Annotated in this window: 14 protein-coding genes; 6 read left to right on the top strand and 8 right to left on the bottom strand. The window is 65.4% G+C overall.

Features of this window, described 5'->3' with window-relative positions:
* Window position 1 precedes the first annotated feature (1 nt).
* Genes N5J73_RS06755 through N5J73_RS06780 form a run of 6 tightly spaced genes read left to right on the top strand, consistent with a single transcriptional unit; the run spans window position 2 to window position 6,180 of the window.
* Window positions 2–916 (top strand): AAA family ATPase, encoded by a 915-nt coding sequence (locus N5J73_RS06755; RefSeq protein WP_003050256.1) that lies wholly within the window; start codon window positions 2–4, stop codon window positions 914–916.
* Window positions 913–1,383, top strand: coding sequence for a type III CBASS phage resistance system CD-NTase-associated protein Cap8 (cap8, locus tag N5J73_RS06760; RefSeq protein WP_003153638.1), 471 nt, complete (start codon window positions 913–915; stop codon window positions 1,381–1,383). The genes N5J73_RS06755 and cap8 overlap by 4 nt, the downstream gene beginning before the upstream one ends.
* Window positions 1,380–1,880, top strand: coding sequence for a type III CBASS phage resistance system CD-NTase-associated protein Cap7 (gene cap7, locus N5J73_RS06765; RefSeq protein WP_003090159.1), 501 nt, complete (start codon window positions 1,380–1,382; stop codon window positions 1,878–1,880). Before cap8 ends, cap7 begins: the two co-directional genes overlap by 4 nt.
* A complete protein-coding gene (locus N5J73_RS06770) occupies window positions 1,880–2,782 on the top strand; it encodes a CBASS oligonucleotide cyclase (protein WP_003153640.1) in 903 nt (300 codons plus the stop codon). Before cap7 ends, N5J73_RS06770 begins: the two co-directional genes overlap by 1 nt.
* 38 nt (window positions 2,783–2,820) lie before the next feature.
* A complete protein-coding gene (gene nucC / locus N5J73_RS06775; protein ID WP_003050273.1) occupies window positions 2,821–3,546 on the top strand; it encodes a CBASS effector endonuclease NucC in 726 nt (241 codons plus the stop codon).
* 9 nt (window positions 3,547–3,555) lie between these two features.
* Entirely contained in the window at window positions 3,556–6,180 is a 2,625-nt protein-coding gene (locus tag N5J73_RS06780; protein WP_003153642.1) for an AAA family ATPase, read from the top strand.
* Window positions 6,181–6,220: 40 nt separating this feature from the next.
* On the opposite strand, the gene N5J73_RS06785 is transcribed toward N5J73_RS06780, so the two are convergent.
* The 8 genes from N5J73_RS06785 to N5J73_RS06820 form a co-directional block, all read right to left on the bottom strand.
* The gene (locus tag N5J73_RS06785) at window positions 6,221–6,970 is read right to left on the bottom strand and encodes a TIGR03747 family integrating conjugative element membrane protein (RefSeq protein WP_003153644.1); all 750 of its coding nucleotides are present in this window, start codon (window positions 6,968–6,970) and stop codon (window positions 6,221–6,223) included.
* Window positions 6,967–9,156, bottom strand: a complete 2,190-nt coding sequence (traD, locus tag N5J73_RS06790) for a type IV conjugative transfer system coupling protein TraD (RefSeq protein ID WP_004350569.1) — start codon at window positions 9,154–9,156, stop codon at window positions 6,967–6,969. Before traD ends, N5J73_RS06785 begins: the two co-directional genes overlap by 4 nt.
* 4 nt (window positions 9,157–9,160) lie before the next feature.
* Entirely contained in the window at window positions 9,161–9,709 is a 549-nt protein-coding gene (locus N5J73_RS06795; RefSeq protein WP_003109779.1) for an integrating conjugative element protein, read from the bottom strand.
* Complete coding sequence (locus N5J73_RS06800; protein WP_003109780.1) at window positions 9,706–10,296, bottom strand: transglycosylase SLT domain-containing protein; 591 nt, start codon at window positions 10,294–10,296, stop codon at window positions 9,706–9,708. Before N5J73_RS06800 ends, N5J73_RS06795 begins: the two co-directional genes overlap by 4 nt.
* Window positions 10,278–11,015 carry a TIGR03759 family integrating conjugative element protein gene (locus N5J73_RS06805; protein ID WP_003098886.1) on the bottom strand — a complete coding sequence of 246 codons (738 nt, stop codon included), beginning with the start codon at window positions 11,013–11,015 and terminating at the stop codon, window positions 10,278–10,280. Before N5J73_RS06805 ends, N5J73_RS06800 begins: the two co-directional genes overlap by 19 nt.
* A gap of 12 nt (window positions 11,016–11,027) precedes the next feature.
* Window positions 11,028–11,672 carry a hypothetical protein gene (locus tag N5J73_RS06810; protein WP_003098888.1) on the bottom strand — a complete coding sequence of 215 codons (645 nt, stop codon included), beginning with the start codon at window positions 11,670–11,672 and terminating at the stop codon, window positions 11,028–11,030.
* Window positions 11,669–12,268 carry a PilL N-terminal domain-containing protein gene (locus N5J73_RS06815; protein WP_003098890.1) on the bottom strand — a complete coding sequence of 200 codons (600 nt, stop codon included), beginning with the start codon at window positions 12,266–12,268 and terminating at the stop codon, window positions 11,669–11,671. Before N5J73_RS06815 ends, N5J73_RS06810 begins: the two co-directional genes overlap by 4 nt.
* A gap of 138 nt (window positions 12,269–12,406) precedes the next feature.
* Window positions 12,407–13,486: C-terminal helicase domain-containing protein (locus tag N5J73_RS06820; RefSeq protein WP_031684076.1), on the bottom strand; the 1,080-nt coding region annotated here is incomplete at its 5' end.

Below are 13,486 nucleotides of genomic sequence, written 5' to 3' on the forward strand. Positions count from 1 at the left end.
GATGACCAAGAATCCTTCATCAGACGCCACTTTGCCGAAAGGCATCCATCGAAGCTGGAAGCTGCCGGATAAGTCGCTGGGTGACTTGTGGGATTCGATCGTGATGGACGAAGCCATCAAAAAACAGTTGCTGTCACAAGCGATCGTCAACTTCACGGTGCGCCCCAAGGTGGAGCGCACGGTACTCCCCCTGCACGGCGTGATCTTGTTGGTCGGCCCGCCGGGGACTGGGAAGACCTCCTTGGCACGGGGCTTGGCGCATCGTGTGGCCGAATCTTTTTCTTCTGCGAAGTTTCGATTGCTGGAAGTGGAGCCTCACACGCTGACGAGCTCTGCAATGGGAAAGACTCAACGCGCCGTGGCAGACCTGTTCTCGCAATCGATCGCAGAATCCGCAGCGGCGGGCCCGACGATCGTCCTTCTGGACGAGGTCGAAACGCTTGCGGCTGATCGAGCGAAGCTCAGCCTGGAAGCCAACCCGGTTGATGTGCACCGGGCCACCGACGCGGTGTTGGTGCAGTTGGACATGTTGGCCGAACGCAACCCGCATCTGCTGTTCGTGGCCACCAGCAACTTCCCACAGGCCGTCGACAGTGCCTTCCTATCTCGTTGCGACATGGTGATGGAGGTGCCACTGCCCGGCAAGGATGCCTGCAAGCAGATCCTAGTGGACTGCCTGAATGGCCTGGCAAAGACATTTCCGGGGATTGGCAAGCTTTCCTCGGCTCACCAGTTCGACGCGTGCGCTGGCGAGTGCGTCGGATTGGATGGTCGGGCCATTCGCAAGGTCGTAGCCAACGCCCTCGCGGCCGACCCGCAAGTGGCTATCGATCCGAACAAGCTTTCCGTAGAGCACTTGCGCAGTGCGATACGACAGGCAAAGCAAATGCGCCTTCAAGGAGGGAAGCAAAAATGACCACCGTTGTCAGCCGGACGTTTCGCAGCTCGCCGCACCGCGATGCGTTGCAGACATGGGATGCCATTGTCGAACTGCTCACTCAGGGCAAGGACGGCACGGCTCGCTCTGAACTCAGGGCCGTGACGGGCGTGGCCGCCAGCTTGATCGCCGACCAGGCACCCAAGAGCGCGCCCATCGTTGCGACATGCGATGGACCACGGACCAGGATCTACTGCCTCTTCGACGAAGACGCGATCTATGGTGATGATGCCAACGAAGAAGTCTTGGGGTTCGAGCCGTTGAAGGGAGACTGGGGAGTCTCGCTGCCGTGTCCGAAGGAGCAGCTCGGCTGGGTGCAAAGCGCGCTCAAAAAGCACAGTTCTCGCATCATTGCACGGGACTTGAGCCAAGGAATTGCCACGCAGGCGCAGGCCGATGCTGGGCAAGCGCTGTCGCTCGACCTCGGAGGTTTCCTCAAGTCATGAGCACCGTCGCCACCTACTCGTACACGCACTCGGTTACCTATGTGACCGACAACATCCTCAAGAGCTTGAAAGACATCATCCTGCTCAGTGGGCTGGACCCTGAGCACTTTGCGGATCGCTGGGAGAGCAATACCCGAGCCATCAAGACGTGGCTCGGGACCGGTGATCTGCGCAAGGTGATTCTGGAGATCTACAACCCGGCAACCGACAAGCTCGTGACCCGATGGGATATCGACATCGTGTATGGGTGGTCCGATGGCGACGGCAGCTTCTGGACAGATACCGAGCAGTTGAAGTACGCGATCAAGAAAGCTGGGCTGCTGCCATCGCAGGCCAAGTACAAGTTAATGCTCGATACAAAGCCAGGGCGACCTGATGTGGAGGGATGGAGCAAAGGAAGTTATCGCTCGACGGATGGAATGGTCAAGCAGAGCCTAGGCTCGACTGTCGAACACAGCGGCCTGGCGGGTCAGGCCGGATATTGGAGGCAACGCTGATGCTGTCGATCGATGAAGCTTTTCGCAAGTTCAAGTCGCGTCTGGAACTCAACGAACGCGAACAGAAGAATGCCTCGCAACGCCAGAACGAAGTGCGGGACTACCTGCAGACCAAGTTCGGCATTGCGCGCAGCTTCCTGACCGGTTCCTATGCTCGATACACGAAGACGAAGCCGCTCAAGGATATCGACATCTTCTTCGTGCTGAAGGACTCGGAGAAGCATTACCACGGCAAGGCCGCATCGGTAGTGCTGGATGATTTCCACTCTGCATTGGTGGAGAAATACGGTTCGGCGGCCGTGCGCAAACAGGCGCGCTCGATCAACGTGGATTTCGGTGTTCACATCGACGCGGAGGACAACACGGACTACCGGGTGGTCAGCGTGGATGCGGTGCCCGCATTCGATACCGGCGACCAGTATGAGATCCCCGATACGGCGTCCGGAAAGTGGATCAAGACGGACCCGGAGATCCATAAGGACAAGGCGACCGCAGCGCACCAAGCCTATGGCAATGAGTGGAAAGGTCTCGTGCGCATGGTGAAGTACTGGAACAACAATCCCAAGCACGGCGATCTGAAGCCGGTGAAGCCCTCGTTCCTGATCGAGGTAATGGCCCTTGAGTGTCTTTACGGCGGCTGGGGAGGATCGTTCGATCGCGAGATCCAGTCGTTCTTTGCCACGCTTGCCGATCGAGTTCATGACGAGTGGCCGGATCCCGCCGGACTTGGCCCGGCGATCAGCAACGATATGGATGCCGCGCGCAAGCAGCGCGCGCAGCAGCTGCTGTTCCAGGCGAGCCAAGACGCAAGCATCGCCATCGACCACGCGCGTCGTGGTCGCAATATCGAAGCGCTTCGCGCCTGGCGCGCACTGTTTGGCCCCAAGTTCCCACTGTCCTGATTCCATCGGCTTCCATACACGTCCCATCGAGGTACAGCATGTCCCAGTGGTCGCTTTCCCAGCTCCTGTCGTCCCTGCATGAGGACATCCAGCAGCGCTTGTCCGTAGTACGCAAGACCTTCGGTCACCCGGGTACGAAGGGGGATGCGAGCGAGAACGTCTGGATCGACATGCTGGATACCTATCTGCCCAAACGGTACCAGGCGGCCAAGGCGCATGTGGTGGACAGCCTGGGGAACTTCAGCCAGCAGATCGATGTGGTGGTGTTTGATCGGCAATATTCGCCTTTTATCTTCACCTACGAGAACGAGACGATCATTCCAGCCGAAAGCGTGTACGCCGTTTTCGAGGCCAAGCAGACGGCTGACGCGGGGCTTGTGGCCTATGCCCAGGAGAAGGTCGCCAGTGTGCGCAGGCTGCACCGCACGAGCCTGCCGATCCCGCACGCTGGCGGGACCTACCCAGCGAAGCCGTTGATTCCGATTCTGGGTGGCTTGCTCACCTTCGAGAGCGAATGGAGTCCTGCATTGGGTCCATCCATGGACAAGGCGCTGAACGCAAACCTCACCGAGGGGCGTCTGGACATCGGATGCGTTGCCGCCCACGGGCACTTTTTCTATGACCAAGCCAGCGGCGCGTACAGCTACACCAACGAAAACAAGCCGGCGACCGCGTTTCTTTTCAAGCTGATCGCGCAGCTTCAGTTCAGTGGAACGGTCCCCATGATCGATGTGGAGGCTTACGGTCAGTGGTTGACCAAGTGAGGGGGCGCTGTGGCAAGCATACGTTCGGAGTACCACCGGTTCCTGGCGCACTTGGCGCAGCGGCACGTGCACGACGACGTGCGCCGGCTGGCGCACCTGGTGCTCGATCACCTGCAGCCACTGGCCGAGGTCGGTGCTGCACGCCGGGGGCGCTCCACGCGCTTGGCGCCGCTGGCCATCGCGCATCTGGCGCAGATGCCTGTCGCCTACGACGGGGACGCGCGCGGCCCCGAAAACGGGCCGGCGCTCGGGCGACTGCACCAGCTCGAAGTCGGGCCGTTTCGAGGATTCATGCGGCAGGAGACGTTCGACCTCAGCCATGACATCACCTTGGTCTACGGTGCCAACGGCACCGGCAAGAGCAGCTTCTGCGAAGCCTTGGAAGTGGCGATGCTCGGTTCGATCAGCGAAGCGCAGGCCAAGCGGGTCGACCAGCGGACGTACTGCAACAACGCTCGCCTGCGCCGCCACGTCGCGCCAGTCCTGTCGTCTACGGCGGCGGGCGAAGCGCAGGCCGTCCAGCCCGACGAAGCTGAGTATCGCTTCTGCTTCATCGAGAAGAACCGCCTCGACGATTTCGCCCGAATCGCCGCGCGGACCCCGAGCGATCAGCGCCAGCTCATCGCCACCCTGTTCGGCGTGGACCAGTTCAGCGAGTTCGTGCGCGGCTTCAACCCCTCGCTCGATCAGGACCTGATGCTTGCCGGCGTGCAGGCGGCGCAGCTGGCGCAGCGTCGCCTGCGGTTGGCGAACTCCGAACAGACCATCGCCGCCTACCCGCAGAAGATCGCAGCGGTCGAGGGCCTGGAACAAGCTTTGGCGCAGCGCATGTCACCTGGCGCGACCTATCAAGCCTGCGTGGACTGGCTGCTGGGTACGCCGCAGCAGCAAGGACGGCTACCGTATGTCCAGGCTCAGCTGGACGCCAACCCGCCTGCCATTCACGAGGTGACCCAGGCCCGCCTGCAAGCGTTGCTGGCAGAGGCCTACCGCGTCCAGGGACTGTGGCAAGCGTCTTCCGCGCAACTCGCGGCCCGCGCGGGCGAGGTGTCGTACGCGAAGCTCTACGAGGCCGTGCAAGCGTTGGCGGACGGGGCGACCGCGTGTCCGGCATGTGGAACCGGACTGGCCGCTGTGGCACAGGACCCGTTCGCCAGGGCGCGAATGGGCCTGGAGCAGCTCGCGCAACTGGCCGTCCTGCAGCAGCAAGAGGCCGGGCATCGGACGCAGTTGAGCGAGGCGGTCCGAGCGCTGTGGGACGAAATGCGCCGCGTGGTGGCGGCGGCTGGGGTCGCTTGTCCTGCCGAATCGCAGGCCGCGGGCCTGCCACTGCTGCCTCCCACGTCGGCGGGCAATTGGCTCGGCGGCTGGGTGAATGGGGACCAGCGCGCCTGGCAAGCCCTCTTACGGATCGCACAGATCATCGAAGGCTTCGACGCGCAGGCGCGCGACGTGCATGCCCAGCGCGGCGCGATGGCCCAGGAGCGGGACCGCCTGCAACAGCATCAGCTGGAGATCGAACGGCTGCGGACCATGCGCACGACTGCGGATCAGGAGCTGGCGGCCGCCCGCCAAACCGTGGCCCAATTCGACGACGCGAACCGCGGCCTGATCCAGGCGGCCACGGACGAAATGCCGGTGGTGGTGCACCATCAGCGGGTCAAGGCCGCCTACGACGGCTTCCTACCCGAGATTCAGGCATACCTGACCGCTCTGCCGGGGGTTCTGCTACAGGGGCTGGGAGACCAAGCCCGCCATCTCTACAACGCATTCAACCGGGCCGATCCGCCCGGCGATCTGCTGCACGCGCTGTGGTTGCCCGTGGCCGAGAACGGCAAGATCGAGGTGGAGTTCGCCGGCGAGCCGGGCGTGCGCTACGACGCGTTGATCGTCTTCAGCGAAGGGCACATCAAATGCTTGGGTCTGGCGATTCTGCTTGCCAAGAACCTCGCGCAGGGCTGCCCCGTGGTCATCTTCGATGACGTCGTCAATGCGATAGACGACGACCATCGCGATGGCATCTGGCGTACCTTCTTCGAGGACGGTTTGCTCCACGGCAAGCAGGTTATCCTCACCTCGCACGCAGAGGAGTTCCTGCACCGCATCCAGCAGGAGTTGGGCGTGCGCCGCGCCGCGGCCATCAAGCGCTACAAGTTTCTCCCGCATCAGGGAGAGCACGAACTGCGGGTCGACAGCGACCCGCCAGCGAAGAACTATGTTCTTCTGGCCCAGCAGGCGTTGGCGGCTGACGAGAAACGCGAGGCACTGCGCCAGGCCCGGCCGGCGCTGGAGAGTCTGACGGACCGCCTGTGGACGTGGCTGGGTCGGCGGGCGGACGGCCGGATCGACATCAAGCTGAGCGGGCCCCGCGCGCCTTGGGAGCTGAACAATAAATGCACCAAGTTGCGGTCGGCCGTCGAGCGTATCGCGGCGCAACATGCGGGTGCGCCGGATGCCGTAGGGGCGTTGGTCAGGCTGCTCAATGTCAGCGGTACGAGTATTGAATGGGGTTACCTCAATAGCGGTGTGCACGACGCTCAGCGCGATCATGAGTTCGATCGGGCGACGGTAAGAACGGTCGTCGAGGCGGTTACGGCGTTGGATGCTGCTCTTGATACCCTGCAGAACCGATGAACGGCACACGGCTTTGCAGAGCAGTGCCGCCCGTGTCACCTCATAAGTACTTCTTGAAGCTGCCTGCGGTCAGGCTGACTGCCATCCCCAGCAACGCCGCGCTGGGCAGCAGGATGACCAGAGGATGCACCGCTATGGGCAGTGCGAGATAGGTGACCCAAGGCAGCACGGCCAACGGCATCAGGCTGGCCTTCGCGCGGTGGTAGATGAAGCCGGATTCGCGGCCCGCGCCGAACCGGCGCACATCCCGTCGCACCAGGCCGTCGATCAGGCCGACGAATGCTGCAGTGAGGATCAGCGGCAGCGTGAGTACCAGGACCAGCAGGCGCACCAGGAAGGTGAGCGTCGTGAAGGCCGCAGCGATCAGGTAGCTTTCGGCCCAGACATAGACTTGGCTGATGTAGTAGCGGAAGTTGCGGCTCTGCCCGTGGCTGGCCGCGCGGGCGCGCTCGGCGGTCTGGCTCATGCGCTCCAGCAACCCCGAGCGCACGAACACCCACTCGTACCCGGTATCCACCAGCTCGTGCGCCGTGCGCCCGGGCTCCTGCACCACCACGCTGCGCGTGAAGTGGTTGGACAGGTGCCCGAGTTCGTACTGCAGCATCTGCTGGGAGTGGCGCCAGCCCTGGTCCTTCCAGAACAGGTGCATGCCGACGCACTCCACCACGATCGAGAACAGCAGCGAGCCGATGAGCACCCCGAGCAGCCGGAACGGCAAGGTGATGGTGCCGACGATCAGCCCCTGGCGCTGGTTCTGCTCCCGCTGCGCGGTCGAGGCGGCATCCTTCATGGTGCGGCCTCGCCGGTGCTGTCGTCGGCGCCGGTGGCCACCGCGTCAGGCTCGGCTGGAGCGGCGTCATCCAGCAGGTCGTCGGGCAAGGCTGCATGCGGCAAGGCTGCGGAACTGGTGAACTCCCACCACTGCGTGGCCTCGCTGTAGCTCTGGCGCATATACCCGGCCAGTTGCTGCAAGTCCGTCGGCATCACTTCATCGGGGTCTGGCGCCGGAAGCGGCATGCGCACCTTCCAAAGCTGGCCGCCCTGCAGCAGCGCGAAGCATTGGCCCTTGGGCAGACCGACGACGTGTGACGGCTCGATCATCGGCACGCTGGCCATGCTGATGCGGTCCTGGGTGTTCGACGTGAAGTCCGTCGCGCCGCGGATGTCTGAGCTGTCCGTCGCGCCCGAGACGATGGTGGTCGTATAGACCTCGACCTTCGGCAACTGCCTCGTCAGCAGTTCCGCGGTGGCCGTCTCGCGCACGCGCAACATGAATAAATTGTTGAAATTCCCGATCACTTGGCCGGCCTTCGCGCGGTTGCCGATGCGGGCCTCGATGTCCGAAAGCGTTTGCGTGTAGGCGGTGACTTGCAGGCCCGCGCCACCGCCCTTGTTGATGAGCGGAATGAACTCGTCACCCATCAATTCATTGAACTCGTCCGCATGCACGTTGATCGGCACGCGCGCACCAGCCGATGCGCCCGGCAGGCCATCGTCGATTCCGTGCTTGTAGATGTGCCCAGCCACCGAGACGAGATCGCTGAACATCGAGTTGCCGACCGCTGCGGCGACCTCCGCATCGGACAGCGCGTCCAAGCCGACATAGACGACGGCGCGCTTCCTGATCACCTGCATCCAGTCGAAGATCGGGCGCGGGTCGGCCAGGTCGGAGTAGTTCGGCGCCAGGAGCTGGGCGATCTTGCCGCTCGTGAGCTTTTCCAGCAGCGGCAGCAGCGATGCAACGATCTTGTCGAAGTAGGTCTTGTCGTAGCGCACCGCCGAGCGCAGGCCATCGAGCACAGGGTCGTAGTTGCGCGCCTGGGAGAGGTATTGCTCCAGCGCCACCACACGCTTCTCGCGCCCGATCATGTTCCTTGGGATGTTCTTCTCGTTGAGCTTGGCCTCGATCTGGACGATCACCTCCCAGGCCTTGGGCTCCGTCTTGGCAAAGTAGTGCTGGGCGTACTCAATGAACAGCGCGTCGATGTTGATGACGTGGCGCTGGATCAGCATGTAGTCCGGGCGCTGCCCCAGTTCCACCAGGGCGCGGGCGATGATGTTCACGAAGCGCCATGCGAACTCGCGGAACGCCGCGCTGTTGCCTTCGCCGGAGAGCTGCCCCGCGATGCGTGTCGCCACTTCCGAGATCCGACCGAAGCGGCCCACGGCGTTGTAGCGGGCGCTGATTTCCGGCCAGCCCAAGTGGAAGATGTAGAACTCGCCTTCGCGGCCAGCGCGCTGGGCTTCGACGTACATCCGTTTCAAGAGATCGGCATCCCCCTTGGGGTCGATGACGATGACGACCTCATGCTCGCCGGCAGCATTCCTGCGACGGATGTCCTGCGTGACGAACAACTCGGCCAGGCGCGTCTTGCCCACCCGCGTGGTGCCCAGCACCAGCGAGTGCCCGACGCGCTCGCCCAGCGGCAGGCTGACGTCCACTTCGTCGGGCTCGATGCCGTGCAGCCTTGGCAGGCCGCCGACAGGCGGCAACGGGCGCACGGGGTTGAAAGGCGCGTCCCAGCCGGTGAGCTTCGGCAGGCGCGAGAGCGGCAATGGCGCGAACTCCAGCCGTTCCTCCAGGCGCCTGGTCAGCCGGTAGGCCGGCGTCGGCTCGACGTAGCGGCGGAACTCGGGCCGGTACGTCTGCATCAGCCGATGCGTGTGCTTCTGCTCCCAGAGAAAGCCGCGCCCCACGAATAGGCGCTGCTGGCTGACCGGCACGTCCTTGCTGGTCATCACGTAACGCGGCAGACGGCGGATGTTGCGCCGGTAGCGCAGGATGATGCGGGCATCGCGGTAGCGGATCGCGCCGTAGGCGCCGAACGCCAAGGCGCTGCCGATGCCCATGGCCGGGCTCAGCGCGAGCGACCATGGGGCCACCAGGCACAGAAACGCGGCGCCTGCACACGCCGCGACGGTGTATAGCTCCACCGCTGGGCGTAGCAGAACCTCGACCGGCTGTTTGCCCGACATGGCTTCATTGCTCGATGCCGGTGGCCGTGATCAGCGCCGGGTAGTGCCGCAGGCCCAGGCGATCGGCCAGGTCGTCGCCGGCCACGGGCGCGAGCGGCACGCCCGGCACCAGGGCGCGCAGCCGCGCCAGGCCCTGCGCGGTCTCGACGTTGACGACCAGGCCGACCGCGCCACGTTCGCGCAAAGCGGCGGCGCGGCGCTGCAACCAGGCCCGGGAAGCCTCGTCGTCGCCGATGACCACGAACGGCCGCAGGCCGGGCGCTTCGATCACCCGTCGCGCGACGGTGCCGGGCGTGAGCTTGGCGCTGCGCACCGGCAGCATCGCGGCTTCGTCCGCCCGTGTGGCAGGAACCTGGGGCGTCGGGATGGACGGCCGCGCCGGTGCGTTGGCGCGCGGCTGGAGATTCAGGGCTTCGTAGTACGGCAATGCCGACGTGCCGCCACGGTCCTCGACAACGATCAGTGGCTCGCCGGCACGCGAGGCCAGCGGCAGGCCTGACAGCAGCATGAGTAGGCCCGTGAACGCGAGATGGGCGGGATGGGGTTTCGTCATGGGGAGGTCTCCTGGCGCGCCGCGAGGACCGCGGCGGCTGGTCGCGTGCCCTGCACGCGGGCAAGGTGGCGCGACACGCTGCGCCGATAGCGGGCGGCGGGCTCGCCGCCTGCGGGGCGGTGGTAGCGGCCGATCGCCAGCAGCCAGTCCTCGCCGGGGGTGTGCTGCTCCTTCAGGATCTCGGCGGCAACGGCCAGGTTGCGATACGGATCCAGCAGGTCGCACGCGCCGGTAAAGCGGTGCTTGTGGTAGCCGAGGTTGATCTGGCCCAGGCCCGCATCAATGCGCGTGTGCGGCGTGGCGCGCATCGCCTGCTGCAGGCCAGCGCAGGCGTCGGCGCGCGTGGCGAAGCGGCGCGACTGGCCGGCGACGTTGAGGGACCACGGCCACGGCACCAGGCGCCCGTTGCGCCGGATGCCGCTCTCCTGCAAGGCCACGGCGTAGAGCACGGTCGAGGGGATGCCTGCGCGCTGGGCGGCAAGCTGGTAAGCCGGTGGCGGAACCTCCTGGGCCAGGGCGGCAACGGCATACAGGCCGGCAGTGAGCACCAGTGCGCGCAGGGGCATGGCTACGGCTGGCGCTGCCATTGGCCGTTCACTTCGCGCACGGCGGCGGGCAGATCGCCGGGCAGGCCCAGTGACAGCCAGCGGCCGCCGTCGTGGTTGAGCGTGATGCTGCCGGCGCGCACGCGCGCCGGGTCGATCTGCGCGCGCTTGGCCCAGTCGCGGATGCGCGCGTCATCCTGGCGGCTGCCCACCATGTACAGGTCGAACTCCGCGCCCGAGGATTGCAGGCGCTGCACGAGCTGTCCGCAGGCTGCGCAGCCGTCCTTGACGAACACCGCCATGCGGCCGCTGCCGCGCAAGGGACTGCTGGATGGGCCGGCGCCCGGCTTGTCGTCGGGCAGGTTCACGCGCTGCATCCCCGGATTCAGGCGCTGCCAGGCCTCGTCGTAGGCGCGCTGGTAGGCGAGCAGCTTCTCGACGCGGCGCGCTTCCACCTGCACCTGCAGTTCCGCATAGCGGCGCCGTTCTTCGTCCGTGCGAGCTTCGATGCCCAGGGCGGACAGCGGGTCCAGGTTGGGCGAGTAGATACCCAGCGGCCCATCCATCAGCTCGCGGTAGCGTGCCCATTCTTGTGGCTGCAAGCCCCATTCGGTTGCCACCCGGTCGTCCAGCACGCGGGCGGCCAGCGGGCGCTCCTGGCTCTGTGCGTTGCGCGCCGAGGTCGTTGCGGGCTGCTGCGCCCAGGCGGGCCATTGCGACGACGCCACCAGGACCGCGAAAAGGAGGATCGACGGCTTCATGGGGTGCTCCGGTCAGGGAATCGCCACGCGGCGGGTCTGGTTGCCGGCCTGGAACACTGCGGTGTTGCCCTCGATCGCCTGCAGGCGCCACGGGCCGACCGCATCCCCGGGCAGCAGCACCTGAAGTTGGGCGGGCGTGAAGTCCCCGATGCTCGGCGCGACGGACACGCTGCGCTGGCCGGCGCGCAGTTCGGCGCCGACGACGCGGAATGGCAGCGGCGGCAGCTCGGTCTTGGAGGCGGCGGACGTGCGCGATGCGCGCCGCTGGGCGGGTGCGGTGGCACGCGCGGCGGCTTGGCGCGCCTTGATCTGCTCGACCTCCGCGCGCAGCGCCTGGAGGTCGTCGGCCGCTGCGTAGCCACTGAGAGATTTCTCGACCTGGGCCGCGCGTGCTTCCAGAATCTGGCGGGTGTCTTTGAGGTCAGCGTCCGTCGCGACGGCCGGGCGCTGCTGGATGGCCTCGATCGTCTCGGCCAAGCCAGTTGCCTGCGCTTCCAGGCGTTGCAGGCGGGAATCCAGCCGCTCCTGGTCGGCCTGGTCGCTGAGGGCCTGGTAGCCCAGGGCCGCCAAGACGCTGAGGAAGATCAACCAGAGCCACATCAGGCTCTGCACCACCACGGCGGCGGTCGATCGCTGGGCAGGTTGCGGGGCGTTCATGGCTGGCCTCCCGAAACCATGGGTGCCAGCGGGAACGTCTGCACCGCCTCGGTGGCGGGTGGCTCGGATGGGGACTCGGCGACCGCGCGATCGCCGGGCCGCTCGAAGCAGATTTGCCGTGCGCGGTCATCCGCGTGCAGTTCCCAGGCCGGGCCAGCCAGCGTGAGCAGCGCATCGCGCAAGGTCATGGGGCCGAGGTGCAGGTGTACCGCCGGCAACGGCAGCGCGTACAGCTCGATCACGGCATGCGCGGTCTGGCACAGGCCATAGCCGCTGCGTTTGAGCACGTGCCGAAGCCCATCCCCGACCGTGGCGCGGGCATCCTCGGGCATGGACACGTCGATGGTCTGCAACAACAGGTCGCGCTGCGCCGCCATGGGTGCCAGTTCGACCAGTGTGTAGCGGGCGTAGCGCACGACCGGGATGTACTCGGAAGCCTCGGGTTCAGGCGCGGCCAAGACTTCCGCGATGGTGTCGGGCGCGACCGGCGCAGTCGTCGTCGCGCAGCCACCGGCCAGCACCGACCACAGCAGGCCGAGAAATCCCGCCAGAAGGCGGCGTTCGGGATAGTGAAACCACGGTGGAGAGGGGCACATAGCTCGGCGTCCTGAAACATCCAGCCCTCACCATCGCCGCTCAGGCCGCGAGCGGCAGCAAACAATGCGAACCAGGCAGCGTCCGATTTACCGGGAGCGGCAAAAAAAACGGCCCCGAAGGGCCGTAAGTGGAACGTGTCATGCGGCGACAAGCTGCCGGGCCAGTGCGACCTCGACGGAATCACCGTCCTGGTTCAGGACATCGAGCCCGGATTCGGGCACGTCGCCCGAGGTGGACTGCGAGACCATGATCTTCTTGGCCATCAGCTCCAGGCAGGTCATCTGCGAGGAACCGGCGTAGCCGAGGTAGATCACACGCACGGGCTGCTTCTGCCCGATGCGCCAGGAGCGGCGTGCCGCCTGCTGGAGCGAGTACACGTTGTAGCCCGACTGCATGAACACGATCGTCGGGAACTCCAACAGGTCCAGCCCCGTCTTGACCAACTCGGGGTTGGTGATGAGCACGTCGATGCCACGGTCCAGTTGCTCGGCGATCCAGTCTTCGCGGCGGCTGGCATCCACGCTCGCGCGCAGCACCGCCACCTTGAAGCCTTCCTGCTCCAGCAACACCTTCAGGCGCGACGTGGTGTCGCGCGTGCCGGTATAGACCGTGTAGGCCAGGACCTTGCGGCCCTGCGCCTTCTCCTCTTTGCAGATGTCGATCAGCTCACGCTCCTTGGGGCTGATCTCGAACTCGTTGAACTGAGCCGGGACAAACGCCAAGGTGTTGCGCGTGCGCGGATGCACCACGGTCTCCGACCGGAAGCAGCAATCCGGCCAGGCCAGCAGCACGTTGAGGACCACACCCAGCAAGGTCGTATCGCGTCGCGCCAGAGCCTGTTTCAGCTCCGCGGTCAGCCGACCCGCCAGATCGCGGTAGGCCGCGGCTTGCGCCGTGTCCATCGCGACTTCACGGAACTCCTCGTCATACGGCGGCAGGACGTTGCCACCGATGTCCTTGAGCTTGAGAAAGATCGTGAACGGCAGGATGCAGCGCAGCACGCCCTTGGGGCCAAACCCCGGGGCCTTGACCGTGCGCACCGATACCTTGGTGCCCTTGGCCGTCTTGTGCGCCGTGCCGGTGCTCTCGGAGTAGATGTCCTTCAACACCCCGTGATCGCGCATGAACGCCATCGCAGCCGAGGTCATGCTGCCGCTCGTGGTCGGGCGGTAGCCGTCTTCGATCATCCGCCCCGGAAGGGCTCGGAACAGCAGGTG

Origin of the sequence: Stenotrophomonas sp. GD03654 (genome assembly GCF_029845105.1) — a bacterium.
In the GTDB taxonomy this organism is placed as follows: domain Bacteria; phylum Pseudomonadota; class Gammaproteobacteria; order Xanthomonadales; family Xanthomonadaceae; genus Stenotrophomonas; species Stenotrophomonas africana.